This window comes from Streptomyces sp. NPDC088706, from assembly GCF_044752765.1.
In the GTDB taxonomy this organism is placed as follows: Bacteria; Actinomycetota; Actinomycetes; order Streptomycetales; family Streptomycetaceae; genus Streptomyces.
Genome location: NZ_JBIVLW010000017.1, coordinates 17680 through 44064, shown reverse-complemented (window position 1 = coordinate 44064; position 26385 = coordinate 17680). Strand labels below are relative to the sequence as shown.

Here is a 26385-nt window from a genome sequence, read left to right as displayed (position 1 = left end):
ACCAGAGCAACCCCCTCACCACCCAGACAGGACAGGACAGACCCCATGGCGATCCGCGTGATGCTCGTCGACGACCAGGTGCTGCTGCGTACGGGCTTCCGGATGGTCCTGGCCGCCCAGCCCGACATGGAGGTCGTGGCCGAGGCCGGGGACGGCGCCGAGGCGATCGACATCCTGCGCTCCACCGCCGTCGACGTGGTCCTGATGGACGTCCGCATGCCCCGGATGGACGGCGTCGAGGCGACCAGCCGGATCTGCGGCCGGCCCCAGCCGCCCAAGGTGCTGATCCTGACCACGTTCGACCTGGACGAGTACGCCTTCTCCGGGCTCAAGGCGGGCGCCAGCGGCTTCATGCTCAAGGACGTGCCGCCCGCCGAACTGCTCTCCGCGATCCGCTCGGTGCACAGCGGTGACGCCGTCGTCGCCCCCTCCACCACCCGCCGCCTGCTCGACCGGTTCTCCCCGATGCTGCCCAGCAGCGAGAAGGAGCCGAGGAACAAGCACATCGAGAAGCTCACCGAACGCGAACGCGAAGTGATGCTCCTGGTCGCGCAGGGCCTGTCGAACGGGGAGATCGCGGCCCGTCTCGTCCTCTCCGAGGCGACGGTCAAGACGCACGTCGGCCGGATCCTGACCAAGCTGAGCCTGCGCGACCGGGTCCAGGTCGTCGTCCTCGCCTACGAGACGGGTCTGGTGCGCGCCGGCGGCGGAACGGGCTGAACCGGCGTCGCCGGTCAGCGCAGCACGCCCTCCAGGAAGTCGCTGCCGATGCGCGCGACGACCGTCAGGTCCAGCTGGTGCAGGACGTACCGCCCGCGGCGGCGGGTCGTGATCAGGCCGGCCTTCTTGAGTACCGACAGGTGCCGGGAGACCTCGGGCGCGGTGATGTTGTGCGAGTCGGCCAGTTCGCCGGTGGTGTACGGGGAGCGGGCCAGGTTGCGGCACAGGCGCATCCGCAACGGGTGGGCCAGGGCCTCCATCCGGAGCTGGAGCAGTTCCACGGAGGCGGGGGTCGGCAGGTCGGGCATCCGGACCGGGTAGTGGATCACCGGCCGCCAGCCGGGGGCGTGCAGCACCATCAGGTGCGGCCAGCCGAAGCTGCTGGGCATCAGGGTGAGCCCGGTGCCGACGGCCGGGTCGACGGCGGTGGTCCGGCCCTCGGCCAGCTTGTCGATGGAGATCCTGCCCGCCTCCTCGTCCACGGTCATGGCGGCGGAGACCGCCCCCAGCGCCTCCCCGAGGCCCTTGCGTCGCAGCAGCTCCGTCTTGTGCCGCGCGTCGGCGACCAGCTGGACGGAGACCCGGCGCCAGGTGTCCGCGAAGAACGCCTGGTCGAGGTCTTCGAAGAGCCGCCTCAGCCAGCGGCGTACGGGGGCGGGGTCGGCCAGCAGCCGCTGGGTGAACTCGACCTGCCGCGGGCCGCGGGCCGCCGCCATCTCCAGAGCGCGGGCCCGCATCGCCGGGTCCGACAGCGGGGAGGCGGCGCCCGACCCGTACAGGCTGGTGCAGGTGAACTCCAGCGCGGCGGTGACGAACCGCTCGTCGTCCAGCCGGTCCAGGATGTCCAGGTCCTCGGCGAGGGTCGCGCCGGTCCTGCCGTCGCCCCCGCGGATCCCGGCGAACGGCATGAGGATGTCGGAGAAGGTGTTCCGCCAGAGGAACTCCGCCTCCAGCAGCCGGTCGGCGAGATCGGGCTCCAGGGCCGCCGCGGTGGCGGTGGCCCAGCCGTGTACGCCGGGGTGGTGGCCGGGCTCGGAGAGCGCGTGCAGGGCGACCCCCAGTTCGGCGAGGGGGGAGGTCGCAAAATCGATGCGCTCGGAGGGCAGGCCCGCGATGTCTATGGTCACGCTCACCCGTACATAGTGCGGGTACGCGGACGGGCTCGTCGTTCCATTTGACGGGGGCCGTCAATCAGCGCGCGGCCCCCGGGGTGACCTGCGCACGCTGAATACATGGACGCCCTTCAGCAGCACATGCTCGACACCTACCGCGCGGCCCGCCTCGGCGAGCTCGCCCCGCCCCCGCCGGGCCGCCACGACCGCAGGACGCTGCGCGACCTGTACCACCACTGGCTGACCCACCCGCCGACCGAAAACCAGCCCGCCCGGCCCCACCCCAGCCCGTCCGGCGGTTGAGGACGGAGCCCCGGTGCCGCGGGCCGGCCACTCGACACGGGCCCTACTCCAGGAGCTCCACGAACCCGGCCACCGCCACCCGCACATCCTCCGCCGACCACTCCAGCCCGGCCCCCGAAACCGTCACCTCGGTGACCGACACCCCCGGCGGCGACCCGGCGGCCCCGGCCGCCCCCTCACCCCAGCGCCGGAACAACGTCACGCCCGTCTCCTCCGCCTGCCGCAGCGACGCCTCGTCCAGCACCTCGGCCGCGTACGGCAGCCAGACCTGGAACTGCTGTGTGTGCGGCGGCTCCGGACGCACCCGGAACCACGGAACCCCCGCCTCCGCGAACCCCTCCGCCATCGCCCCGGCCACCACCTTCGCGTGGGCCACGTACGACGGCAGCCGGGGCAGCTCCCGGTCCAGACCGATGAGGGCGGAGAGTGCCGCCGGGTACTGCTGGAAGACCTGGCCCCCGTACCGGTGGCGCCACACCCGCGCCTCCTCCACCAGCGTGGACGGGCCCGCCAGCGCCGCCCCCGACAGCCCGTCCAGCGACTTGTAGAAGGACACGTACACGCTGTCCGCGAGCGCCGCGATCTCCTGAAGGTCCCGGCCGAAGTGCGGACCGCACTCCCACAGCCGCGCCCCGTCCAGGTGGACCACCGCGTCCCGCTCCCGGGCCGCCGCCACGGTCTCCGCCAGCTCGTCCCAGGTCGGCAGCACGAACCCGGCGTCCCGCAGCGGCAGCTCCAGCATCAGCGTGCCGAACGGCTCGGGGTGGTCCCGCACCTCCTCGGCGCCCGGCATCCGGGGTGCCGACGTCAGGTGCACCGTGCGCAGCCCGCTCACCGCCCCGAGCGACCCCTCCTCGTGCAGCTCCGGGTGGGCCAGGGGGTGCAGCGCCACCGTCGCGTTGCCCGTGCGCCCCGCCCAGCACCGCAGCGCGACCTGCTGGGCCATGGTGCCGGTCGGGAAGAACGCCGCCGCCTCCGTCCCCAGCAGCCCGGCCACCCGCCGCTCCAGCTCGGCGACGACCCCGCCCCCGTACACGTCCACCGCGTCGTCCGGATCGTGTACGGAACCGGCGGCGGCCGCCAGCGCCGCGAGCCCCTCGCCCACCGTGCCGTCCGTGCCCCGGCGCGCCAGCACCCGGTGGGACCCCCGCCAGGCGGCCAGTCGGCGCCGCCGCTGCTCCTGCTCATCCATGGCTGTCATGGGACGATCATCCCCCGGACCTCTGACGGCACGCCCGGGGGATGTCCCGTCGGCACCGCAGAGTTATCCACAGGCTGTGGGCGGCGGGCGGGCTTCGTCGAAACGCTGGCGTAGCATGCAGAGAAATCGTCCGGTACCCCCCGCGGACTGGAACGGAAGGCCATCGCCGCGTGAACACGACAGTTCCGAAGGAACCCCTCGACGCGAGGGACCGCCCCGCCCGCCTCACCGTCGGCGTCGTGGGAGCGGGCCGCGTCGGCCCCGCACTCGCCGCCGCGCTCCAGCTCGCCGGGCACCGCCCGGTGGCCGTCTCGGGTGTCTCCGACGCCTCCCGGCGCCGCGCGGCCGCCCTGCTCCCCGACGTGCCCGTGGTGACGCCCGCGGAGGTGCTCGCCCGCGCCGAGCTGGTGCTGCTGACCGTCCCCGACGACGCGCTGCCCTCGCTGGTCGAGGGGCTCGCCGAGACCGGTGCCGTACGGCCGGGACAGCTGCTCGTCCACACCTCCGGGCGGTACGGGGCCCGGGTCCTGGACCCCGCGCTGCGGGCCGGGGCCCTGCCGCTGGCGCTGCACCCGGCGATGACGTTCACCGGCTCCTCCGTCGACGTCCAGCGGCTCGCGGGCTGCTCCTTCGGGGTCACCGCCCCCGAGGAGCTGCGGCTGGCCGCCGAGGCGCTGGTCATCGAGATGGGCGGTGAGCCCGAGTGGATCGCCGAGGAGTCCCGTCCGCTCTACCACGCGGCCCTCGCCCTGGGCGCGAACCACCTGGTCACCCTGGTCGCCGAGTCGATGGAGCTGCTGGCCGAGGCCGGGGTCACCGCCCCGGACCGGATGCTCGGCCCGCTGCTGGGCGCCGCCCTGGACAACGCCCTGCGCTCCGGTGACGCCGCGCTGACCGGCCCGGTGGCCCGGGGCGACGCGGGCACGGTCGCCGCCCATGTCTCGGAGCTGCGCGCGCACGCCCCGCAGATGGTCGGCGGCTACCTTGCGATGGCCCGCGCCACGGCCGACCGGGCCCTGGCCCATGGCCTGCTCAAGCCGGAGCTGGCGGAGGACCTGCTCGTCGCCCTGGCCGACCAGGAGAGCCGCCCGGGACCGGGGGAGATCCGATGACGACGACCGGAGACAGGGACAACACGGGTCACCACGGTCACCAAGGTCACCCAGGTCACCAAGGTCACCCAGGTCACCCAGGTCACCCAGGTCACCAAGGTCACCAAGGTCACCGGGGGACCGCCCCCACCGCCCCCGCCCTCCTGCGCACCGCCGCCGAGCTCGACGCGCTGCCCCGCCCCGCCGGGGCCGAGCGGGCCGTCGTCATGACCATGGGCGCCCTCCACGAGGGCCACGCCACCCTGATCCGCGCCGCCCGCACGGCGGCGGGCCCGGACGGACAGGTCGTGGTCACGGTCTTCGTGAACCCGCTCCAGTTCGGCGAGGCCGCCGACCTGGACCGCTACCCGCGCACCCTGGACGCCGACCTGGAGACCGCGGCGGCCGCCGGCGCCGACGCCGTCTTCGCCCCCGGTGTGGAGGAGGTCTACCCCGGCGGAGAGCCCCAGGTCCGGATCACCGCGGGCCCCATGGGCGAACGGCTCGAAGGCGCCGCCCGCCCCGGCCACTTCGACGGGATGCTCACCGTCGTCGCCAAGCTCCTCCACCTCACCCGCCCCGACGAGGCGTTCTACGGGCAGAAGGACGCCCAGCAGCTGGCCCTGATCCGCCGCATGGTCCGCGACCTGAACTTCCCCGTCCGGATCACCGGCGTCCCCACCGTCCGCGACGCCGACGGCCTCGCGCTCTCCAGCCGCAACAGGTTCCTCTCGGCCGACGAGCGGCACACCGCGCTCGCCCTGCCCCGCGCCCTGTTCGCCGCCCAGGACCGGCTCGCCGCCCAGCAGGCCCTGCACGAACGCGCCAAGGCCACCGCGCCCGGGGGCGACCGGGCCGCCGGGCTCAACAAACTCGGCGAGGCCCGGGCCGCCGCCGACGCCCAGGCCGTGGCGCTGGCCCGGCCGAACGGGGCGCCCGCCGCCGTACGGGCCAACGCGCGCGCGATCCTGGAGGAGGCGGCCGCCCGGGGCAGGCACCCCCTCGTCCTGGACTACCTGGCCCTGGTCGACCCGGCGGACTTCACCGAGATCCCCGACGACCGCGAGAGCGGGGAGGCGATCCTCGCCGTCGCCGCCCGGGTCGGGGACACCCGCCTCATCGACAACATCCCCCTCACCTTCGGAGCCCTGACGTGACCGGAATACGGCTGACCGCCCCCGCCCCCGGCTGGGCCATCGACGCGGACGTCGTGGTGGTCGGCTCCGGGGTCGCCGGTCTCACCACCGCCCTGCGCTGCGCGGCCGCCGGCCTGGACACCGTGGTCGTCACCAAGGCCCGCCTCGACGACGGCTCGACCCGTTGGGCCCAGGGCGGTATCGCCGCGGCGCTCGGCGAGGGCGACACCCCCGAGCAGCACCTGGACGACACCCTGGTCGCGGGCGCGGGCCTCTGCGACGAGGAGGCCGTCCGGACCCTGGTCACCGAGGGCCCCGACGCCGTACGCCGCCTGATCACCACCGGCGCCCACTTCGACACCACCGACAGCGGGGACATAGCGCTCACCCGCGAGGGCGGCCACCACCGCCGCCGCATCGCCCACGCGGGCGGCGACGCGACCGGCGCCGAGATCTCCCGCGCCCTGGTCGAGGCGGTCCGCTCGGCCGCCCTGCACACCATCGAGAACGCGCTCGTCCTGGACCTGCTCACCGACGCCGAAGGCCGTACGGCGGGAGTCTCGCTGCACGTCATGGGCGAGGGCCAGCACGACGGCGTCGGCGCGGTCCGCGCCCCCTCGGTCGTCCTGGCCACCGGCGGCATGGGCCAGGTCTTCTCCGCCACCACCAACCCCTCCGTCTCCACCGGCGACGGCGTGGCACTCGCGTTGCGGGCCGGGGCGGAGGTCTCCGACCTGGAGTTCGTCCAGTTCCACCCGACCGTCCTCTTCCTCGGCGCCGACTCCGAGGGCCAGCAGCCGCTGGTCTCCGAGGCGGTACGCGGCGAGGGCGCCCACCTCGTCGACGCCACCGGCACCCGCTTCATGCTCGGGCAGCACGAGCTGGCCGAGCTGGCCCCGCGTGACATCGTCGCCAAGGCCATCACCCGGCAGATGCACGAGCACGGCACCGAGCACATGTATCTGGACGCCCGGCACTTCGGCGCGCCGATGTGGGAGCAGCGCTTCCCCACCATCCTGGCCGCCTGCCGTGCCCACGGCATCGACCCGGTCACCGAGCCGATTCCGGTCGCCCCGGCCGCGCACTACGCCTCCGGCGGCATCCGCACCGACCTGCGCGGCCGCACGACCGTCCCCGGCCTGTACGCCTGCGGCGAGGTCGCCTGCACGGGGGTGCACGGCGCGAACCGGCTGGCGTCCAACTCCCTCCTGGAGGGCCTGGTCTTCGCCGAGCGCATCGCCGCGGACATCGCCGAGACCCGCCCGCCCCGCACGGAACCGGCCAAAACCATGGGCGAGGGCACCGACGCCCCCGTCCCGCTGCTCGCCCCCGAGGCCCGTACGGCGATCCAGCGCATCATGACCCGGGGCGCCGGAGTCCTCCGCTCCGCCGGCAGCCTGGCCGCCGCCGCCGAGGAGCTGGCGGCCCTGCACCGCAGCGCCGCCGCCGATGTGGACGCCGCCGACCCGAAGGACGCGGTCCCCGGGGTCGACGCCTGGGAGGCCACCAACCTGCTGCTGGTCTCCCGGGTCCTGGTCGCCGCCGCCCGGGAGCGCGAGGAGACCCGCGGCTGCCACTGGCGCGAGGACCGGCCCGACCGCGACGACGAGCACTGGCGCCGCCACCTGGTCGTCCGCATCGCCCCGGACCGCACCCCGGTCGTCCACCGCACGGAGACCGCCGCATTCCCGCCCGTACGTCCGGCGGATTGAGCAGACTGCTGGAAGCAGCTGCGCGAGCCGCACCCGCACCACCCGCCACGCCCCCGAGGAGCCGCAACCGTGTCCACGCCCGAAGAGAATCCGCGCCCCACACCTGTGGACGTACCGCTGATCCGGGTTGGCGCGCCCGCATCCTCCGCGCCCTCGGGAGGCTGCGGCGACGACTGCGGCTGTGGCAGTGACGGTGGGTTCGACCCCGAGGCCCTGGAGTGCGGTCTCGACCCCGCGCTCGCGCTGCTGCTGGCCGAGGCGGGGCTGGACCCCGTCCAGGTCGAGGACGTCGCCCATGTGGCGATCGAGGAGGACCTGGACGGCGGGGTGGACGTCACGACCGTGGCGACCGTTCCCGAGGACGCCGTGATCACCGGTGACTTCACCGCCCGCGAGGCGGGCGTCGTGGCCGGGCTGCGGGTCGCCGAGGCGGTCCTGTCGATCGTCTGCACCGAGGAGTTCGAGGTCGAGCGGCACGTGGAGGACGGCGAGCGGATCGCCCCCGGCCAGAAGCTGCTCACCGTCACCACCCGCACCCGCGACCTGCTGACCGGCGAGCGCAGCGCGCTGAACCTGCTGTGCCGCCTCTCCGGCATCGCCACCGCCACCCGCGCCTGGGCGGACGTGCTGGAGGGCTCGGGGGCCCGGGTCCGCGACACCCGTAAGACGACGGCGGGCCTGCGCGCGCTGGAGAAGTACGCGGTGCGCTGCGGCGGCGGCGTCAACCACCGGATGTCGCTCTCCGACGCGGCCCTGGTCAAGGACAACCACGTCGTCGCCGCGGGAGGCGTCGCGGAGGCGTTCAAGCGGGTCCGCGCGGAGTTCCCCGACCTGCCCATCGAGGTCGAGGTCGACACGCTGGCGCAGGTCCGAGAGGTGCTGGACGCGGGCGTCGACCTGATCCTGCTGGACAACTTCACCCCGGCCGAGACCGCCGAGGCCGTCGCCCTGGTCGCCGGACGCGCGATCCTCGAATCCTCCGGCCGCCTCACCCTCGACTCGGCCCGCGCCTACGCCGACGCCGGCGTCGACTACCTGGCCGTCGGGGCGCTCACCCACTCCTCGCCGATCCTCGACATCGGCCTGGACTTCCGCGAGGCGTCCACCACCGACGGGGCCGACGCCTGATGCTGCTCACCATCGACGTCGGCAACACGCACACGGTCCTCGGCCTCTTCGACGGCGAGGAGATCGTCGAGCACTGGCGGATCTCCACCGACGCCCGGCGCACCGCCGACGAGCTCGCGGTCCTCCTCCAGGGCCTGATGGGCATGCACCCGCTGCTCGGCATGGAGCTGGGCGACGGCATCGAAGGCATCGCCATCTGCGCGACCGTCCCCTCGGTCCTGCACGAGCTGCGCGAGGTCACCCGCCGCTATTACGGGGACGTCCCCGCCGTCCTGGTGGAGCCCGGCGTCAAGACCGGCGTGCCGGTCCTGATGGACAACCCCAAGGAGGTCGGCGCGGACCGCATCATCAACGCGGTCGCCGCCGTCGAGCTGTACGGGGGTCCGGCGATCGTCGTCGACTTCGGCACCGCCACCACCTTCGACGCTGTCTCCGCCCGCGGGGAGTACGCGGGCGGGGTCATCGCCCCCGGTATCGAGATCTCCGTCGAGGCGCTCGGCGTCAAGGGTGCCCAGCTCCGCAAGATCGAGCTGGCCCGGCCGCGCAGTGTGATCGGCAAGAACACCGTCGAGGCCATGCAGTCCGGCATCGTCTACGGCTTCGCGGGCCAGGTCGACGGGGTGGTGGCCCGGATGAAGAAGGAGCTGACCGCCGACCCGGACGACGTCACGGTCATCGCGACCGGCGGCCTTGCTCCGATGGTGTTGGGGGAGTCCTCCGTCATCGACGAGCACGAGCCGTGGCTGACGCTCATCGGGCTGCGCCTGGTCTACGAGCGGAACGTGTCCCGGTCGTAGTGCGTCCGACCGCGCGGGCGCGGCGTACCTGCGGGAACGGCCCCGGGCGACGGCTTCGGACATCGCTCGCGGACGCCGCGCCACCGGCGGCCAGTTAAACGGATTTTGTCTCTTTAGCACGTATTGTCGCGTCATGCCCACGCCCTACGGTTCACGAGGCGGCATGGCGTTCAGCGCGGACGAGCTGCGGGTGCTCCGACGTGCCCTCGCCATCGCCCTCCACCCCATGCCCCTGTCCGACGAGGATGTCCAGGACTGCCTGCGGCTCGCGGGCTCCGTGGACGAGGCGGTCGGGGAGGCGGGCCGGCTGAGAGCGTTCCTCCTCGCCGACCTCGCCCGCTACCGCGCCGCCCTCCCCGGCTCCGTCGCCGGCTATCTGGAGCTTCTCCAGGACGCTCTGGCGGCCGGTTACGACCCCCGCCCCGACGATCTGGCGGCCCTGCGCGCCCTGCGCGGGAAACCGCTCGCCGCGGCGCTCCTGGAACGCTGCCGGATCCTCGCCGAGCGCTCCGTACGGGCCCGGCTCGCCGGCCGCTCCGCCACGGTGACGGCCCCCGGCCCCCGCAGCCGGCTGCTCGCCCTGCCCGGCGGCCGGGCCGCCGACCGGCAGCCGGAGCGCCCCAAGACCCCGGCCGCCCCCGCCCCCGGGCGCTCGCCGGCCCCCGCCCCGCGCCCGGCCCCCAAGCCCTCCGAGGTCTTCCCGCCCCGACGCCGCCCCGTGCCGCCCCCCTCGGAGGAGGAGCGCGCGACGGGCTGACCGCGCCGACACCGCGCACGAGCCTGGTGCGAGGGGATGCGGCGGCCTCCACCGGGAGGTCGCCGCATCCCCTCGCACCGGGCTCGCTACCCTGGAGGGCATGGACTACGTATCCGCGCTCGTGCCCCCCGTGGTGATGGCCATCTTCTTCATCGGTGTGGTCGTGACGATCGTCAAGAGTCAGGGCGGTCCGAACAAGACCAAGGAGGACGACGCCGTGGACGCGGCGATGGCGCGCGCGGAATCGGTAAAGCAGACCGCTCGTCCGGAGAACGCCTGACGGCGACAGCGGCCCACCGGCGCCGGGTAACCCCCACGCGCACCCTGGAGCGCACGGCTCATGAGAGCCGTGCGCTCTTTTGGCTCGGTGAATAAGCAGCCATTCGGGACATCTGGCACTAAAGTGATCCCGTGCCCCGCCAATTGGGAGAGCTGGAAGACGCCGTGATGACACGCGTCTGGCAATGGAACCGTCCGGTCACCGTGCGGGAAGTCCTCGAGGACCTCCAGCAGGAACGGTCCATCGCCTACACGACGGTGATGACGGTAATGGACAATCTCCATCAGAAGGGCTGGGTCCGCAGGGAAGTGGACGGCCGGGCATATCGATATACGGCCGTCTCCACCAGGGCTGCCTACTCGGCCGCACTGATGAACGAAGCCTGGTCGCGCAGCGACAACCCGGCCGCCGCCCTTGTCGCGTTCTTCGGCATGATGTCGCCGGAGCAGCGCGAAGCCCTTCAGGACGCTGTTCGCATGGTTTCCCCGAACCCGGCCGGCAATCCGGCGGGCGGCCCGGCCGGCAATCCGGCGGGCGGCCCGGTGGGCAATCCGGCGGCGAGCCCTCCGGAACCGACCGCCGAAGCCGCCGAAGGCGCCGACCCGGCCGATGACACGGAGCCCGGGAGCGGGCGATAGCGTCGGGGCATGTCCTCAGAGCAGCCGCAAACCGAACCGGATACCGACTTTCATACCGACCCGTCGGTAAATAGGACGGCCATCACCGTCCGCCGGGCCAGGACGAGCGATGTGCCATCCGTACGACGGCTCCTCGACGGGTACGTGTCCGGCGGCATCCTGCTCGACAAAGCCACCGTCACCCTTTACGAGGACATCCAGGAGTTCTGGGTCGCGGAACGCGACGAGGATGAGCGGGTCATCGGCTGCGGTGCTCTCCATGTGATGTGGGAAGACCTCGCGGAAGTCCGGACTCTCGCCGTCGACCCGCGCATCAAGGGGGCCGGGGTAGGGCACCACGTACTGGAGAAGCTCTTGCAGACCGCCCGCCGGCTCGGGGTGCGCAGGGTTTTCTGCCTCACCTTCGAAGTGGACTTCTTCGCCAAGCACGGGTTCGTCGAGATCGGAGAGGCGCCGGTCGACACGGATGTCTACAGTGAGCTGCTGCGTTCCTACGACGAGGGCGTCGCCGAGTTCCTCGGTCTCGAACGAGTGAAGCCGAACACCTTGGGCAACAGTCGGATGCTTCTGCACCTGTGATCTGCGGAAGCCCTGCATCCCTATGTCCGAATCGCGCACGTTTCCCGTGTTCTCGAGCCCCTGAACCTCTCCCGGGGGTTTGTGTTTTCCCGAGAAAAGCGGTTTCCTTTCCGCGTACTCCATTTTCGATGAAAGGAAATCCCGTGGCACAGAAGGTTCAGGTCCTTCTTGTCGATGACCTCGACGGTGTCGAGGCGGACGAGACCGTGACGTTCGCGCTCGACGGCAAGACGTACGAGATCGACCTCACCACGGCCAATGCGGACAAGCTTCGCGGCCTTCTCGAGCCCTACACCAAGGGTGGCCGCCGCACCGGTGGCCGCGCCGCCACGGGCCGGAGCAAGGGCCGATCCGTGGCCGGGGGCAACAAGGACACCGCGGAAATCCGCCGGTGGGCGCGGGAGAACGGCCACAACGTGAATGACCGTGGCCGCGTTCCCGCCGAGATCCGTGAGGCTTACGAGAAGGCGAACGGCTGATCTTCCGGACTGCCCTTTCGCAGCCCGGCCCGGGCACACGACAACCGGACCCGATGGCATTCCGTCGCCGCCGCGTCCACCAGGCGTACGAGATCGGGGGCATCCCCCCCGCTGCCCCCGAAGCCCGCGAGAGCGGGGAGCGCCGGCCCGGGCGCCTGCCCCGGCTCGGGGGGCCGCAGCCACACGGCGGCCCCCGGCGAGCCCGCACCCCGGGGCGACGGAGCCGTGACCCGGCCCCCCGCCCCCACGGCGGTCAGACCGAGCGCGATCGGACCCCATTCCAGCCAGTCGAGCAGCCCCGGCAGCTCGTCGGCGCCGCCCGCGGCGACCAGCAGCCCCACCCTTCCACCGCTCAGCAGCACCGGCCCGGTACGCACCGGGCGGCGCAGCAGCGCGTGACCGGCCGCGGCGGGAAGCTCCAGCACGTCGAAGTGGAGCCCGGTGAGCAGCCGTACCGGAGCACAGCCCTCGGTGGCCCAGCCGAGCTTCCGCTCGTACCACCGGGCGAGAGCGGCGGGACCCGGACCGGGGTCGGGTGACGATCGGGGCGGCGGGACGACGAGGGCCATGTCCGATGAACCGCTGAATCGACGCCGGGGTTACGCGGGGTTTCCGGACGATCACGGTGTGTCCGGCTCGGCCGGGCGCGCGGGAGCGTCCAGCAGCGCGAGGTTGTTCGCCCGTAGCGGAGGGAACGGGGGCGCGCCGCATGGACTGTCGGTGATTGCGGGTAAGACTTCCCTAGTGGGAAGGGGCGACACGCTGGCCGAGGCGTCCCACGTTCGCCATCGGCGTACTGGCGAAAGGGGTATCTGCCTGGCCTGCGGGAACATCGTCTCGCACCATCGGGTTGGAGCAGTTGTCAGCTGTTCGGCAGTAAGAATCCCCGCGCCGGTGCGGGGTGATCCGGACGGATGTCGGCAGTTGGAATGAGCTGTCCCGTCCTGCGGGACTAGCATGCGGAAGGACTGGGAGGGGACCGACCCCTCACTGACCGACCGCTCTGAGGAGCGATTAACGATGTTCGAGAGGTTCACCGACCGCGCGCGGCGGGTTGTCGTCCTGGCTCAGGAAGAAGCCCGGATGCTCAACCACAACTACATCGGCACCGAGCACATCCTCCTGGGCCTGATCCACGAGGGTGAGGGTGTCGCCGCTAAGGCCCTGGAGAGCCTCGGGATTTCGCTCGAGGCGGTCCGCCAGCAGGTGGAGGAGATCATCGGGCAGGGGCAGCAGGCTCCTTCCGGGCACATCCCCTTCACCCCGCGAGCCAAGAAGGTCCTGGAGCTGTCGCTCCGCGAGGCCCTTCAGCTGGGCCACAACTACATCGGCACCGAGCACATCCTGCTCGGCCTGATCCGCGAGGGCGAGGGCGTCGCCGCCCAGGTCCTCGTGAAGCTGGGCGCCGACCTGAACCGGGTCCGGCAGCAGGTCATCCAGCTGCTTTCCGGATACTCGGGCGGCAAGGAGACGGCGGCCGCGGGCGGCCCCGCGGAGGGCACGCCCTCCACCTCCCTGGTGCTCGACCAGTTCGGCCGGAACCTCACCCAGGCCGCTCGTGAGTCCAAGCTCGACCCGGTCATCGGGCGCGAGAAGGAGATCGAGCGGGTCATGCAGGTGCTGTCCCGCCGGACCAAGAACAACCCGGTCCTCATCGGCGAGCCCGGCGTCGGCAAGACGGCGGTCGTCGAGGGCCTGGCCCAGGCGATCGTCAAGGGCGAGGTGCCCGAGACCCTCAAGGACAAGCACCTCTACACCCTGGACCTCGGCGCCCTGGTCGCCGGCTCCCGGTACCGGGGTGACTTCGAGGAGCGCCTGAAGAAGGTCCTCAAGGAGATCCGCACCCGCGGCGACATCATCCTGTTCATCGACGAGCTCCACACGCTGGTCGGTGCGGGTGCCGCGGAGGGCGCCATCGACGCGGCTTCGATCCTGAAGCCCATGCTGGCGCGAGGCGAGCTCCAGACCATCGGTGCCACCACGCTCGACGAGTACCGCAAGCACCTGGAGAAGGACGCCGCTCTCGAGCGCCGCTTCCAGCCCATCCAGGTCGCGGAGCCGTCGCTGCCGCACACCATCGAGATCCTGAAGGGTCTACGCGACCGTTACGAGGCCCACCACCGGGTCTCCATCACGGACGAGGCCCTCGTCCAGGCCGCGACCCTGGCCGACCGGTACATCTCGGACCGCTTCCTGCCGGACAAGGCGATCGACCTGATCGACGAGGCCGGTTCCCGGATGCGCATCCGCCGGATGACCGCGCCGCCGGACCTCCGCGAGTTCGACGAGAAGATCGCGGGTGTCCGCCGCGACAAGGAGTCGGCCATCGACTCCCAGGACTTCGAGAAGGCGGCTTCCCTCCGCGACAAGGAGAAGCAGCTGCTGGCGGCGAAGACCAAGCGGGAGAAGGAGTGGAAGGCCGGCGACATGGACGTCGTCGCCGAGGTCGACGGCGAGCTCATCGCCGAAGTCCTGGCCACCGCCACCGGTATCCCGGTCTTCAAGCTGACGGAGGAGGAGTCCTCCCGTCTGCTGCGCATGGAGGACGAGCTCCACAAGCGCGTCATCGGGCAGAAGGACGCCATCAAGGCCCTTTCGCAGGCGATCCGCCGTACGCGAGCCGGCCTGAAGGACCCCAAGCGCCCCGGTGGCTCGTTCATCTTCGCCGGCCCGTCCGGTGTCGGTAAGACGGAGCTCTCCAAGACGCTCGCCGAATTCCTCTTCGGCGACGAGGACGCGCTGATCTCTCTCGACATGTCGGAGTTCAGCGAGAAGCACACGGTTTCCCGTCTCTTCGGTTCGCCCCCCGGTTACGTGGGCTACGAAGAGGGTGGCCAGCTCACCGAGAAGGTGCGCCGCAAGCCGTTCTCCGTCGTCCTCTTCGACGAGGTCGAGAAGGCCCACCCCGATATCTTCAATTCCCTGCTCCAGATCCTGGAGGACGGTCGCCTGACCGACTCCCAGGGCCGGGTCGTGGACTTCAAGAACACGGTCATCATCATGACGACCAACCTCGGGACCCGGGACATCTCCAAGGGCTTCAACCTGGGCTTCGCCGCCCAGGGCGACGTCAAGACGAACTACGAGCGGATGAAGGTCAAGGTCAACGAAGAGCTCAAGCAGCACTTCCGGCCGGAATTCCTCAACCGTGTCGACGACACGGTCGTCTTCCACCAGCTGACCGAGGAAGACATCATCCAGATCGTCGACCTCATGCTCGCCAAGGTGGACGAGCGGCTCAAGGACCGGGACATGGGCATCGAGCTCAGCTCCGAGGCCAAGTCGCTCCTGGCGAAGAAGGGCTACGACCCCGTGATGGGCGCCCGGCCGCTGCGCCGGACGATCCAGCGCGAGATCGAGGACATCCTCTCCGAGAAGATCCTCTTCGGTGAGCTGCGTCCCGGTCACATCGTGGTCGTCGGCGTTGAGGGCGAGGGTGACGAGAAGAAGTTCTCGTTCCGCGGCGAGGAGAAGTCGGCTCTGCCCGACGTCCCCCCGATCGAGCAGGCGGCAGGCGGCGCCGGCCCGAACCTGTCGAAGGACGCGTGACCTGCCCGTAGGGCATGACGGAGGGGCTGCCCCGGATTCGGCTTCACGGCCGGTCCGGGGCAGCCCCTTCTTCGTCGGCGGTCACCGTCACCTGAAGGCCCGGCCAGCTGCTGTGCAGCGGCGTGAGGTCGCCGCCCGGGTGCCCGGTCTCGGCGTTCAGCCTGAGCGTCCGGAGCGCGGGGAAGGGGTGGCGCAGGAGGGCCAGGCTTTCCGCGTCCCCATGGGTGTCCAGAACGAGGTGCTCGACGGAGGGGAGCGGGCCGACGGTCTCGCAGTCGGCCGCCGACGGGGGATCGGCGAGCCGGAGCATGATGACGCCCCCATGGTCCCGCAGCTCCGCCGCGGCGTCGGCGAACGAGGTGAGCCGGGACACGGCGAGCGAGGTGAGCGCCTCCCAGGACGAGAGCCCGCCCAGGCTGACCGGGCGGTCTTCGTGCAGGCCCAGGAAGAGGACGCGGGGAAGGGCGGGCAGTGCGTCCAGCCGGGCCGTCCCGCAGTGGCGGAGGCTGAGGCTCTCCAGCTCGGGGAAGTCCACGAGGGGCCCGAAGTCCTCGATGGCGGAGCAGCGCGAGAAATGGAGGAAGGCCAGGCTCGGCACGGCGGAGGCCAGCGCGCCGAGATCGGCGATCAGCCGGTTGTCACCGAACGCGAGCCGGGTGAGCCGGTGCGCTTCGACGGCCGACCCGAGCTCCGTCTCCGGCACGTCGCCCGTCACCAGAAGCTGGTCGATGTCCGTCAGACGGGACAGATACCCCAGGTGCCCGCGGGAGACCGGCACGAACTCGCCCGCGAGCCGGCAGGACTCCAGGACTTCGGACACGTACACGTCCAGCGGGAAGTTGTCCCAGAAGTTGATGAACTCGGGGCCGAGCTCCGGATGTTCCTCTGCCCACGCGCGGGCGTGCGGGACGGCCGCACGGCCCCCGATCATTCCCAGTAACTGGACCGTGCACCGGGCGGAGGGGGCATCGGAGGACAGGCTCCCGGGGTGGGGCAGGAACTCCAGCGCGGTCTCCCCCAGCCGGGCCAGCGCGGCGGCCTGGTCCTCGTCCACCGGCGGGAACAGTGCCGCCGTGCTCTGCCGCACCCGGTCCCGTACGGCACTGTCCAGCCATGCCGCGTGCTGGGCGCACAGCCCGGCCAGGACGTGGAGGCCGGTGCGGTCCACGGTCCCCTCGCCGTGTCCCAGGCCCGCATCCAGCAACCCGCTCACCAGCAGCCCGAGTTCGCGGCGGCCGCAGTGCCCCGCCGCCAGCAGGATCACGTCCTGCCAGGCCTCCTCGTCGGCGTGGCGCAGCAGCTCGTTCAGGTGGTCGTCCTCGATGAGTTCCTTCGCGGCCAGGTAGTCCTGGAACGTGCGGTGGATGAACTGGTAGGTGTCGTCGCCGTGCTCCTGGAGCAGCCCGCTGCGGTTGAGCAGGTGGGTGAGGATCTTCGCGGCCGGGCCCTGCGCGCTCACCCGCTCCATCCCCGCCAGCCCGCGCGTGAGTTGGCGCAGCGCCTGCTCACGGGTGAACTCCGACTGCCCCTCGCGGACCAGCCAGACGGCGATCCGCTGGAGGAGCTGGGTGTGTTCCTCGATGTCCAGCTCGACGCCCTCGGGGTCGCCGATGCGGCGGCGGTGGTCGCGGTGGCCGAGGAGCATGTCCAGAGCCGAGCGGTACAGCTTCCAGCGAGTCTCCGGGAGGAAGCCGTCGCGCCGGCGGTGCAGGGCGCAGATCACCGCGCAGAGCAGCGGCGTACGGGCCAGGTCGCGGAGCGCGGGGTTCTGGTCGAACTGCCGCGAGAGATCCCCCTCCAGTTCGTCCAGCCGCTCGGCGCCGCCGTCCTCGGACAGCCGTGCCGCCCGGTGCCAGGAGGCGACGAACGCCTGGATGTCCTCGTTCCGCATGGGCAGCAGCCGCAGCTCCGCGAACCCCTCGGTCCGCAGCCAGTCCGGTTCGACGGCCAGCGGTCGTACGGTGGCGACGCACCGGGTCTGCGGGTAGCGGCGCAGCAGCTGCGACAGCCAGTCGTGGGCCTGTTCCCGGTCCTCCGCCGGCACCTCGTCCAACCCGTCCACCAGCAGCAGCGCCCGGCCCGACTCCAGGACCCGGCCCGCCCACCCCTCCGGGGCCGTGTCGAGCACCAGGCTCGCCGCGCCGGACAGCTCCGCCGGGCCCGGGAACGTACCGCCGCGAGCCCGCAGGGTGCGCAGCGGAACCACGAAGGGGACCAGGCCGTTCAGCGGGGCCAGGTGGTCATCCAGGGTGCGGGCCGAGGCATGGGCGGCCAGCCACCACAGCAGGGTCGTCTTGCCCGCGCCCGCCTCGCCGCGCAGCAGGACGCGGGGGCGGTCGATGAGGAGGGTGTCGATGCGCTGGGGGAGGGGAGGAGCGGCCCCGCCGGTCCGGGCCGATGAGGCCGGTGCCTGGGCCTCCAGGCTGAGGTAGGCCGTGTCCAGGTCCCACTCGGAGGCGTGCCGGCTCAGCTCGTCGAGGCCGAAGACCTTCGTACGGCGGTACGCGATGCCCAGCGCCTGCGCGTACTCCGCCTCGTACCGGTGGTCCCTCGGGAAGCTGCCGTGGACCCGTTCGACGCGCGGCACGGCGCCGGTCCGGCGGTAGGCCGGTGCGAAGGCCTCCGCCGCGAGGACCGGGCCGAGCGGGACGCACTCGACCCGGCGGCCCTCGCGCCGGAGCGGGACCTGCCGGGCGATGCCCAGGAGTACGTCCCCGACGAAGACCGGGCCGCCGGAGAGGCCGGACAGGGCCGGTGGCCCGTCGTCGTGGCCGGCGGGCGGCGGGCCGTCCAGTTCGCAGACCAGCAGGTCACGGACCCGGCCCGCCATGGGCAGGACCGTCGCCGTGTACTGGTCCACCTCCAGCCGCTGGTCCCGGCCGTAGCGCTGCACGCGCGGAAAACCGGTGATCTCGCACCCGGGGATCGCCTCGCGGGTGTCCAGCAGGCCGAGGCGGGCCGGGGGCACGCGCCGCACCGGCTCGGTGGCCTCCAGCAGGGCCACGTCCAGCTGGTGGTCGATCCAGGTGACGGTGGCCCGGACGCGGTCCGGGAGGGCGGGGTGGGCGATGTGGACGGACCCGGACCTGACCACATGGGCGCAGGTCAGGACCAGCCGGTCGGTGAGCAGGACACCGCTGCCCTGGCGGATCGCGGAGACCACCACCGTACGGTCGGCGAGCTGGGCGGCGGACGGGGTCATCGCGCTCACGGGTGCCCGGCCCCGTCACCGAACCCCGCCGTGGACCCGTCGTCCGCCGTCCCGATCTCCCACGCCTCCCCGGTCACCGCGTTCCGCGGGCTCAGCGTGAAGGCGACCCTGTGCGTGCGGCCCGTCGACCGCGAGGCGTCCGCGCCCGCCTCGACCACCCAGGCCTTCACCTTGCCGCCCGCCCTGGCCTCCTTGCGCAGTTCGAGCGTGAACTCCATCTGGATGTCCCCGACCTCGAAGGAGACCGGCCGGCCCGAGGCCCGGGTCGCCGCCTCGATCAGCTGGTCGCGGATGGACTGGACGGCGTCGGCGAGCTCGATGCCGTCCAGGTCATGGGTGTTCTCGGCCGTCATGGTGGTCCCCCTGGGGCGCGGTTCCGCTTTCCCGTCAGCGTAGTGACGTAGCGGGCCGAAGGTCCCGAATCGGAAGGACTCAGGTCCCACCGGCGGTGACAAGGCGCACAGGCCGAAACAGGCCTACTACCCGCGTTAGGGGATGGCGGTGCGAGCGGCGGAGGGACCTTCGGCCCGGCGGGCGGAGGCTGCTCCGGGGCGGAGGGCGATACCGCCCGTTCGCGGTGCCATGTCCGGAAAAGTGCCCGCAGAACAGCGTTTAAACCTCATGGGAGTGCGGGATTTCGTCGCCGGTCCGGCCGCTCGAAGGGGGACAACCGCGACGAATTCCCCGCCCCCCTGCTACGGCTTTTCTTCGTAGATGGGGTGTTTGAGCACCGGCGGGGGTGCGGGTTACCAAGGTGGAGCAAGCCCGGACAGCACGCCGGGTCCACTCACCTTCGGAGGACTTCACCGTATGAAGCGCGCAACGAACCAGCACACCATCCGCCCGTCCGCCTCCCGCATCCGCGGCGCCGTCCTGGCCGCCGGCCTGGGAGCGTCCGTGGTGCTGGGTGCCGGCTCGGCGTTCGCGTCCGGTAGCACCGACGCCGCCGCTCCCCTTGCCGCGAGCACCACCGCCGACTCGGTCGCCCAGCAGGCGACCGCGCAGAGCAAGGCCGCCGACGCCGCCGAGAAGACCGCGGCGAAGAAGGCCTCCGACGCGAAGAAGAAGGCCGAGAACAAGAAGAAGGCCGCCAAGAAGAACGCCGCCTCCTGGAAGACCCCGGTCAAGAAGTACACCCTGACGGCCAGCTACGGCACCGGCGGCGCCCGCTGGGCCGCCAAGCACTCCGGCCAGGACTTCGCCGTGCCGATCGGCACCCCGGTCACCGCCGCCCACGCCGGCCGGGTCGTCAAGGCCGGCCCGAACGGCGCCGGTGACGGCCCCGCGTACGGCAACGCCATCGTGATCAAGCACTCCAACGGCAAGTACTCGCAGTACGCGCACCTGTCGCAGGTCGACGTGAAGATCGGCGAGCGGGTCAAGACGGGCGAGAAGATCGCCCTGTCCGGCAACACCGGAAACTCCAGCGGCCCGCACCTGCACTTCGAGATCCGCACCAGCCCGAACTACGGCTCGGCGCTGAACCCGGCCGCGTTCCTCCGCTCGGTGCACGTCTCCATCTGATCCGGCCGGCGTAACCGCGCGAGACCGCCGGTCCCCGGCACCGGCCGGCACCCCGGCGGACGCGCAGCACAACCGAACAGAGTCAGTGGACCCGTTACACCCCGGTACCCGGGGCGTGCGCCCGGGTCACCCGTCCGATGGCGACGTCGAGGACGGCCTCACGGCCACTCCTCGGGGTCGCCGTCGGCGTTGTACGTACGCCCGGAGGGAAGGCACTCGCCCACGGTGCTCATCCCTGGTGCTCATCCCCGGTGCTCGCCCCCGGTGCTCGCCCTGGTGCTCATCCCCGGTGCTCATCCCCGGGGCCCCGGGGCTCATCCCTGGTGCTGCTCCTCCGGCTGCCGCTCGTCCGCCGTCATCGGCATCGGGAGGCTCCCCGTCGCCGTCGGCGCGTGTTCCGGCAGCCACAGCACCGCGATCGCCCCGCCCGTGCCCTCCGCCGCACCCGAGGGCGCCGCGTTCCGGAAGGTCAGCCGGGCCCCCAGCACCCGCGCCTGGCCCGCCGCGATCGTCAGGCCCAGCCCGTGCCCGTGCCCGGCCCGGTCCATGGAGCCGGTACGGAACCGGCTCGGCCCGTCCCGCAGCAGCTCCTCCGGGAACCCCGGACCGTGGTCCCGGACCCGTACCACCCGGCCCTCCACCGTGACCTCCACCGGGGTGGAGCCGTGCTTGGCGGCGTTGCCGAGCAGATTGCCGAGGATGCGCTCCAGGCGGCGCGGGTCCGTGGAGACCCAGGACTCGTGCACCACCCGCACGGTCACATCCGGGTCCAGCAGCCCGACCCGCCGGCTGACGAACTCCCCGAGCGGCAGCTCCTGGAGTTCCGCCCGCTCCGAGGCGCTGTCCAGCCGGGCCACCTCCAGCACGTCCTCGACCAGCGTCCGCATCGCCTGGGCCCGGTCCCGTACCAGCTCGGTCGGGCGGCCCGGCGGCAGCAGCTCGGCCGCCGTGAGCAGCCCGGTCACCGGGGTGCGCAGCTCGTGCGCGATGTCGGCGGTGACCCGGCGCTCCGCCTCGATCCGCTCGTTCAGCGCGTCGGTCAGCGCGTCCACCGCCCGCGCCAGCTCGTCCGTCTCGTCGCGGACCACCCCGCCCACGGCCTCCCGGACCCGTACGTCGGTCCGGCCCTCGGCGACCCGGCCCGCCGCGGCCGCCGCCTTGCGCAGCCGGCGCGAGAGCTGGCCGCCGATGAGGACGCCGAGCGCGCAGCCGCCGAAGACCACCGAGACCGAGCCGATGATCAGGGCCCGGTCCAGGTCGTCCATGATGGTGGCGGACCGGTCCGCGAACCGGGTGTGCAGCGAGAGCACGTCCCCGTTGGCCAGCGGAACGGCCGCCCACACGTCGGGCACCCCGTCGCCGGTCTCCGTCACATGCGTGGCCCGCCGGTTCTTGCGGACCTCGTCGCGCAGGCTCGGCGGGATCGTCGGGTCGTTGAGCTTCGCGCCGAACTTGGGCCCGTTCTGCTGCATGCTCGTCGCCTCGTAGAAGCGCTGCGCGCCCAGCAGCCGCTCCAACTGCACCTCTCGGGCGTTCTCGATCATTGAGACCCGGGCCGCGTTGTGCACCACGAGGCTCAGCGCCACCGCGATCAGCGCGCCGACCGCCGCGATGGCGATACTGATCTTCCAGCGGACCCCGGTCCGCAGGGCCAGTCGCTTCATGGGCGTGTCACCGGCTGCCTCATCCGCGCAGCTTGTAGCCGAAGCCGCGGACCGTCTCGATCCGGTCCTGGCCGATCTTCGTGCGCAGCCGCTGGACGTGCACGTCCACGACCCGGGTGTCGCCGCCCCAGCCGTAGTCCCAGACCCGCTCCAGGAGCTTGTCGCGGGAGAGCACGGTGCCGGGCGCGGAGGAGAACTCCAGCAGCAGCCGCATCTCGGTGGGCGTCAGCGCCACCTGCTCGCCGCCGCGCCGCACCTCCATGCCGTCCGTGTCGACCTCCAGGTCGCCGAAGGCCAGCACCCCGCCGATCCCCCCGGCCTCCCCGTCCGCACCGCCGCCGTGCTGCGGGGCGCCGTCCGGTCCGGCCGCGTGGCCGAAGCGGCGCAGCACCGCCCGGATGCGGGCGACCAGGACGGCGCCGTCGAAGGGCTTGGTGACGTAGTCGTCCGCCCCGGCCTCCAGGCCGAGCACCACGTCGATCGAGTCGGCCCGCGCGGAGAGCATGATCACGGGCACGGTCGACTCGTCCCGGATACGACGGCACAGGCTCACCCCGTCGAGCCCCGGCACCATCACGTCGAGCAGGGCGATGTCCGGCCGGTCGGCCCGGAAGGCCTCCAGGCCGGAGAGCCCGTCGGGCATCGCGGTGACCGTGAAGCCGACCCGCTCCAGAGCGAGCTGGGTGGCCTCACGGATGACATCGTCGTCCTCGACGAAGAGGACGTGGGTCTCGGCCATGGACGTTGCGTCTCGCTCTCAGTTCCCGCTCGGGTCGACCGGGTCCACCGGTTCCGCCTGCGTGGGCGCCTCGATGGCGCCGCCGCCGTCGACGGCACGGCTGAAGTCGTTGTGCACCCGGTCGTGCTCGGTGAAGCGCTCGTCGGCCCAACGGTAGGTGACCACCTCGGAGCCGGACGGATAGGCCAGCGGATCCTTCGACCCGTAGACCTGGGTCGTCACCACGAGGTCGCCCCGGTCGATGGTTCCGTAGACGGCCGGGACCTCCTCCATGAAGACGTTCTCGTACGAGCCGTCCGTGCGGGCGCGGTAGACGTACGTCCCCATCCCCACCGAATCGGCGCAGCTCATCACGTTGACCACGACATCGGCGGACGGGCCGCCGGTCAGCGAGCCGTAGGAGGTGTCGACCGGATAGGCCTGGCCGGCGCAGGGCCGCAGCCCCTCCCTGACCCGCTCGCTCACGGCGGGATCGCCCTTGAGGAGGGCCACGGCGTCGACACGCTTGGTGGGCGGGGTCGTGCCGGAGGGGGTGGGGCGGGAGGAGACCTGGGCGACCGGCTGACTTCCTGCGGGACCCTCGTCACGGGTGCCGGTGCCGCCGGTGGCGCAGCCGACGCAGAACAGCCCGAAGGCGGCGAGTCCGGCCAGGGCCGTACCACTCGCCGCCATACCCGACCGGAACCCTCGGCTCCGGCGAGGTCTCCCGGAGGTGCCCCCGTCGTCGGTGCCCCTCCCGGCGCTCGTGCCGCCGTTCCCGCTGCCGTCGCTGCTGGCTGTCAGGCCGCGCACCGCTCCCGCCCCCGCTCGTCGTGACGCCCGTCGTGCCGCGCCGGTGTCCGGGCCCGCGCCGCCGTGACGGAGGTGACCGTCGCCGTGGCCGACGCGGCCCTCGTCCGCTGGGCCGGGATCCGGCCGGTGACGGCGGGCGCCGCGCTTCGGTGGCTCCCGGTCTCCCGGTGGCTCCCGGTCTCCCGGGCGACCGCCTCGCGGCTCGTCAGTTCGCGGCTCTCCAGCTCCTGCCGCAGACGCGCCAGCGCCCGGTGTAGCGTGCTCTTGACCGTACCGGCCGACATGCCGAGCGCCGCGGCCGTCTCCTCCGTACTCATCTGCTCCCAGTGTCGCAGCACGACGACGCTGCGCTGCTTCGGAGCCAGGATTCCGAGGATGTCCATCAGCAGGGCCCGGTCCGCGCGCTGCTCGCTGCCGTCGTCGACGCTGGCGTCGGGCAGCTGCTCGGTGGGCACCTCGTCGAGCTTGCGCGCCCGCCACCACTCCGTACGGGTGTTGATCATGACGCGGCGCAGATAGGCGTCGGCCAGGGACTTGTCGGCGATGCCGTCCCAGCGGCCGTAGGTCCGCACCAGGGCGGTCTGCAGCAGGTCCTGTGCGTCCACGGGGTCAGGGACCAGACGCCGCGCGCTGCGCAGCAGCGCCTCCTGCCGTGTGCGTACGTAGTCCTCGAATGCGAGCACCTCGCCCTGCGCCATGACAACCGCCTCCGTCCCCGTGGATCCCCGTGTACCGCTGTCGCAGACGCTACGGAGGCGTTGTCACGAGGCTGTGCGGAGCAGCCGTACGCCGACGCACGGCTGTCCATCGGTTGTGTAACAGTGCCGGGCGAGGGGCCCGGGGCTCAGGTCAGCGGCAGCCGGTACCGACCGTCCGCCAACGGCTCGACCAGACCGTCGGCGACCAGCCCGTCCAGCGCCCGGGCCCGCTGCACCGGCTCCTCCCACACCGCGTCCAGAGCGGCCTGCGGTACGGGATGCAGCGCGTCGCGCAACACCGCGAGCAGCCGCCCGCGCACCTGCCGGTCGGTCCCCGCGTACGTCTGGCCCTTGCGCGGCGGCCCCTCGTGCGCGGGCTTCCCGGCCAGCCGCCACGCGCACTGCGTGGCGATCGGGCAGCGGTCGCAGTCCTCGTTGCGCGCGGTGCACACGAGCGCGCCCAGCTCCATCGTGGCCGCCGCCCAGCGCGCCGCGCGCTCGTCCTCGTCCGGGAGCAGCGCCCGGGCGAGCTTGCGCTCGGCGGCGGTGGTCGCGTTCGGCGGGTACTGGATGCCGTTCGCGGCGCGGGCGAACACCCGGCGGACGTTCGTGTCGAGCACCGCGTGCCGCTGCCCGTACGCGAACGAGGCCACGGCCGCCGCCGTGTACTCGCCGATCCCGGGCAGCGCCAGCAGCTGGCCGTGCTCGCTCGGTACGTCGCCGCCGTGCCGTTCCGTTATCGCCTGCGCCGCCCCGTGCAGCCGCAGCGCGCGGCGCGGGTAGCCGAGCCGGCCCCAGGCGCGGACCGCCTCACCGGGCGCCTCGGCGGCCAGGTCGGCGGGGCGGGGCCAGCGGGCGAGCCACTGCTCGTACACCGGCAGGACCCGGCTCACCGGGGTCTGCTGCAGCATGAACTCGCTGACCATCACCCCCCAGGCACCCGCTTCGGGGCGGCGCCAGGGGAGATCGCGGGCGTGCTGCTCGAACCACCCGATGACGGGGGTGTGGAGGGAGGCGGCGGCGGGGGGCGTCTGGGGTGAAGTCGAAGTCATGGCAGTCATCGCACCGACGATCCTGGCACGGAAGGCGGGAGCGGCGTGACGGGTGCGGGGGTGTCGGCCCGCGCGGTGGCCCCGGGGGGTGAGAACGCCACCCGTTCTGTCCCCTGTGACCGGCTCTCCGTGATGATGATCGGCAAAACTTGATGATGATCGGCAAAACTTGTGACCGGAGCGGCGGGTGGGGCCTGAGTCGGCCCCGAACTCTCGTACAGTTTGGCCCGTGGGATCTATGCGCAATCCGGTCGGTCCGCTTCCCTCCAGCATCTACTGGCGCCGAAGGGCGGTAGCGGGGCTTCTGGTTGCGCTGCTCGCGGTGCTGGTGGCCTGGGCGGTCACCTCCGTCAACTCCGGTGGGACCAAGGACGACGGCAAGCCCGGCGGCTCCGACCCGGTGGAGTCGATCACCCCGGGCCCGGGCAGCTCCGGCCCGGCGATCAGCCAACAGCCGGGCGGCCGCGACGAGTCGGGCGACTCCGGCGGCTCGGACGGCTCGGACGGGGGGACCGGCTCCGGCGGTGACGCGGGCGCGGGCTCCGGCGGCGCGAGCGGCGGCGCGGGATCCGACGGTACGTCAACCGGCGGCGCGGGCACGGCCGGTTCGGGCGCGGGCGGTACGGCATCGGGTGGCGGCTCCACGGCGGGTCAGCAGGTCCCGGCCGGCTCCCGGCTCCCCGCGTGCAAGCCGGGCACACTGGAGTTGACCCTGCGCACCAAGGTCAGTTACGGCCCCGACGACCGGCCCAAGTTCGAGCTCATCGCCCGGAACACCTCGTCGGCCACCTGCAAGGCCGACCTCGGACCGAAGAACGTGGTGCTCACGGTCACCGAGGCCGGCGCCGAGAGCGACGACGTGATCTGGTCCTCGAAGGACTGCCCGGCGTCCCCGGCCCCGCTCTTCCTCAAGGTCCCGGCGGGCGCGACGATCGTGCACACGGTGGACTGGAACCGCGTCCGCTCGACCCCCAACTGCGCCACCCCGCCGGCCACGAAGGCGGCCCCCGGCACGTACCTCCTGGAGGCCAAGGCCCCGGCCACCCCGGTCCGCCGAGCCTCCTTCGTCCTGAAGAAGGACTAGCCGCCCTCTTCCTGACCCGCCGCGGCGCCACCTCCATCCCGCCGCGGCGCCACCCCCGTCCCGTCCGGCGCCGCCCCCCCGCCCGTCCGGCGTTTGAGGACGGGACCTTCAGCCCCGGTGGACGGCACACAAAAGGAGG

The 26385-nt window shown here is 72.5% G+C and carries 25 protein-coding genes; 15 read left to right on the top strand and 10 right to left on the bottom strand.

Annotated features, from left to right (window positions below; translation table 11 throughout):
- Nucleotides 1–45 precede the first annotated feature (45 nt).
- Nucleotides 46–720, top strand: coding sequence for a response regulator transcription factor (locus tag ACIQAK_RS27940; RefSeq protein ID WP_366391812.1), 675 nt, complete (start codon nucleotides 46–48; stop codon nucleotides 718–720).
- Nucleotides 721–734: 14 nt separating this feature from the next.
- On the opposite strand, the gene ACIQAK_RS27935 is transcribed toward ACIQAK_RS27940, so the two are convergent.
- On the bottom strand, nucleotides 735–1847 hold the full coding sequence (locus tag ACIQAK_RS27935; protein ID WP_366391847.1) for a DUF5937 family protein: 1113 nt from the start codon (nucleotides 1845–1847) through the stop codon (nucleotides 735–737).
- Nucleotides 1848–1952: 105 nt separating this feature from the next.
- On the opposite strand from ACIQAK_RS27935, the gene ACIQAK_RS27930 reads away from it, so the two are divergent.
- Nucleotides 1953–2135 carry a hypothetical protein gene (locus tag ACIQAK_RS27930; RefSeq protein ID WP_366391813.1) on the top strand — a complete coding sequence of 61 codons (183 nt, stop codon included), beginning with the start codon at nucleotides 1953–1955 and terminating at the stop codon, nucleotides 2133–2135.
- A 43-nt stretch (nucleotides 2136–2178) separates the two neighbouring features.
- On the opposite strand, the gene ACIQAK_RS27925 is transcribed toward ACIQAK_RS27930, so the two are convergent.
- Entirely contained in the window at nucleotides 2179–3336 is a 1158-nt protein-coding gene (locus ACIQAK_RS27925; protein WP_366391814.1) for a beta-eliminating lyase-related protein, read from the bottom strand.
- 170 nt (nucleotides 3337–3506) lie between these two features.
- On the opposite strand from ACIQAK_RS27925, the gene ACIQAK_RS27920 reads away from it, so the two are divergent.
- The 10 genes from ACIQAK_RS27920 (at nucleotide 3507) to ACIQAK_RS27875 (ending at nucleotide 11933) form a co-directional block, all read left to right on the top strand.
- Nucleotides 3507–4448 (top strand): DUF2520 domain-containing protein, encoded by a 942-nt coding sequence (locus ACIQAK_RS27920; RefSeq protein ID WP_366391815.1) that lies wholly within the window; start codon nucleotides 3507–3509, stop codon nucleotides 4446–4448.
- Nucleotides 4445–5584 (top strand): pantoate--beta-alanine ligase, encoded by a 1140-nt coding sequence (gene panC, locus ACIQAK_RS27915; RefSeq protein WP_366391816.1) that lies wholly within the window; start codon nucleotides 4445–4447, stop codon nucleotides 5582–5584. Before ACIQAK_RS27920 ends, panC begins: the two co-directional genes overlap by 4 nt.
- Entirely contained in the window at nucleotides 5581–7275 is a 1695-nt protein-coding gene (locus tag ACIQAK_RS27910) for an L-aspartate oxidase (protein ID WP_366391817.1), read from the top strand. Before panC ends, ACIQAK_RS27910 begins: the two co-directional genes overlap by 4 nt.
- 105 nt (nucleotides 7276–7380) lie before the next feature.
- On the top strand, nucleotides 7381–8403 hold the full coding sequence (nadC, locus tag ACIQAK_RS27905) for a carboxylating nicotinate-nucleotide diphosphorylase (protein ID WP_366391848.1): 1023 nt from the start codon (nucleotides 7381–7383) through the stop codon (nucleotides 8401–8403).
- Nucleotides 8403–9200, top strand: coding sequence for a type III pantothenate kinase (locus ACIQAK_RS27900; RefSeq protein ID WP_030564824.1), 798 nt, complete (start codon nucleotides 8403–8405; stop codon nucleotides 9198–9200). The genes nadC and ACIQAK_RS27900 overlap by 1 nt, the downstream gene beginning before the upstream one ends.
- A gap of 163 nt (nucleotides 9201–9363) precedes the next feature.
- A complete protein-coding gene (locus tag ACIQAK_RS27895) occupies nucleotides 9364–9957 on the top strand; it encodes a hypothetical protein (RefSeq protein WP_366391849.1) in 594 nt (197 codons plus the stop codon).
- A gap of 100 nt (nucleotides 9958–10057) precedes the next feature.
- Nucleotides 10058–10237 (top strand): hypothetical protein, encoded by a 180-nt coding sequence (locus ACIQAK_RS27890; protein WP_018489332.1) that lies wholly within the window; start codon nucleotides 10058–10060, stop codon nucleotides 10235–10237.
- 167 nt (nucleotides 10238–10404) lie between these two features.
- On the top strand, nucleotides 10405–10875 hold the full coding sequence (locus ACIQAK_RS27885) for a BlaI/MecI/CopY family transcriptional regulator (protein WP_401849276.1): 471 nt from the start codon (nucleotides 10405–10407) through the stop codon (nucleotides 10873–10875).
- A gap of 9 nt (nucleotides 10876–10884) precedes the next feature.
- Nucleotides 10885–11454: an amino-acid N-acetyltransferase gene (locus ACIQAK_RS27880; RefSeq protein ID WP_366391819.1), complete on the top strand. Its 570-nt coding sequence runs from the start codon at nucleotides 10885–10887 to the stop codon at nucleotides 11452–11454.
- Between the two features lie 143 nt (nucleotides 11455–11597).
- A complete protein-coding gene (locus tag ACIQAK_RS27875; protein ID WP_366391820.1) occupies nucleotides 11598–11933 on the top strand; it encodes an Lsr2 family protein in 336 nt (111 codons plus the stop codon).
- Here the strand turns inward: ACIQAK_RS27875 and ACIQAK_RS27870 are convergent.
- Nucleotides 11912–12502: an SCO3374 family protein gene (locus ACIQAK_RS27870; RefSeq protein WP_366391821.1), complete on the bottom strand. Its 591-nt coding sequence runs from the start codon at nucleotides 12500–12502 to the stop codon at nucleotides 11912–11914. The two genes, ACIQAK_RS27875 and ACIQAK_RS27870, sit on opposite strands and share 22 nt — an antisense overlap.
- A 451-nt stretch (nucleotides 12503–12953) precedes the next feature.
- Between ACIQAK_RS27870 and ACIQAK_RS27865 the strand changes: the two genes are divergently transcribed.
- The gene (locus tag ACIQAK_RS27865; protein WP_073874349.1) at nucleotides 12954–15482 is read left to right on the top strand and encodes an ATP-dependent Clp protease ATP-binding subunit; all 2529 of its coding nucleotides are present in this window, start codon (nucleotides 12954–12956) and stop codon (nucleotides 15480–15482) included.
- 43 nt (nucleotides 15483–15525) lie between these two features.
- Here ACIQAK_RS27865 and ACIQAK_RS27860 read toward each other — a convergent pair whose 3' ends face one another.
- Together ACIQAK_RS27860 and ACIQAK_RS27855 are read right to left on the bottom strand one after the other, a co-directional pair.
- The gene (locus tag ACIQAK_RS27860) at nucleotides 15526–18684 is read right to left on the bottom strand and encodes an NACHT domain-containing protein (protein ID WP_366391850.1); all 3159 of its coding nucleotides are present in this window, start codon (nucleotides 18682–18684) and stop codon (nucleotides 15526–15528) included.
- A gap of 5 nt (nucleotides 18685–18689) precedes the next feature.
- Nucleotides 18690–19046 carry a trypco2 family protein gene (locus tag ACIQAK_RS27855; protein WP_366391822.1) on the bottom strand — a complete coding sequence of 119 codons (357 nt, stop codon included), beginning with the start codon at nucleotides 19044–19046 and terminating at the stop codon, nucleotides 18690–18692.
- Between the two features lie 457 nt (nucleotides 19047–19503).
- On the opposite strand from ACIQAK_RS27855, the gene ACIQAK_RS27850 reads away from it, so the two are divergent.
- Nucleotides 19504–20217 carry a M23 family metallopeptidase gene (locus ACIQAK_RS27850; protein WP_366391823.1) on the top strand — a complete coding sequence of 238 codons (714 nt, stop codon included), beginning with the start codon at nucleotides 19504–19506 and terminating at the stop codon, nucleotides 20215–20217.
- A 314-nt stretch (nucleotides 20218–20531) separates the two neighbouring features.
- Here ACIQAK_RS27850 and cseC read toward each other — a convergent pair whose 3' ends face one another.
- From cseC to ACIQAK_RS27825, 5 genes are all read right to left on the bottom strand, one after another.
- Nucleotides 20532–21881 carry a two-component system sensor histidine kinase CseC gene (gene cseC / locus ACIQAK_RS27845; protein ID WP_366391824.1) on the bottom strand — a complete coding sequence of 450 codons (1350 nt, stop codon included), beginning with the start codon at nucleotides 21879–21881 and terminating at the stop codon, nucleotides 20532–20534.
- Between the two features lie 19 nt (nucleotides 21882–21900).
- Nucleotides 21901–22620 (bottom strand): two-component system response regulator CseB, encoded by a 720-nt coding sequence (gene cseB / locus ACIQAK_RS27840; protein WP_366391825.1) that lies wholly within the window; start codon nucleotides 22618–22620, stop codon nucleotides 21901–21903.
- Nucleotides 22621–22638: 18 nt separating this feature from the next.
- Complete coding sequence (locus ACIQAK_RS27835) at nucleotides 22639–23292, bottom strand: hypothetical protein (RefSeq protein WP_366391826.1); 654 nt, start codon at nucleotides 23290–23292, stop codon at nucleotides 22639–22641.
- A gap of 107 nt (nucleotides 23293–23399) precedes the next feature.
- On the bottom strand, nucleotides 23400–24110 hold the full coding sequence (locus tag ACIQAK_RS27830; RefSeq protein WP_366391827.1) for a SigE family RNA polymerase sigma factor: 711 nt from the start codon (nucleotides 24108–24110) through the stop codon (nucleotides 23400–23402).
- Nucleotides 24111–24256: 146 nt separating this feature from the next.
- Nucleotides 24257–25171, bottom strand: a complete 915-nt coding sequence (locus ACIQAK_RS27825) for an A/G-specific adenine glycosylase (RefSeq protein ID WP_366391828.1) — start codon at nucleotides 25169–25171, stop codon at nucleotides 24257–24259.
- 313 nt (nucleotides 25172–25484) lie between these two features.
- Between ACIQAK_RS27825 and ACIQAK_RS27820 the strand changes: the two genes are divergently transcribed.
- Entirely contained in the window at nucleotides 25485–26246 is a 762-nt protein-coding gene (locus tag ACIQAK_RS27820; protein WP_366391851.1) for a hypothetical protein, read from the top strand.
- The last annotated feature ends 139 nt before the right edge of the window (nucleotides 26247–26385 follow it).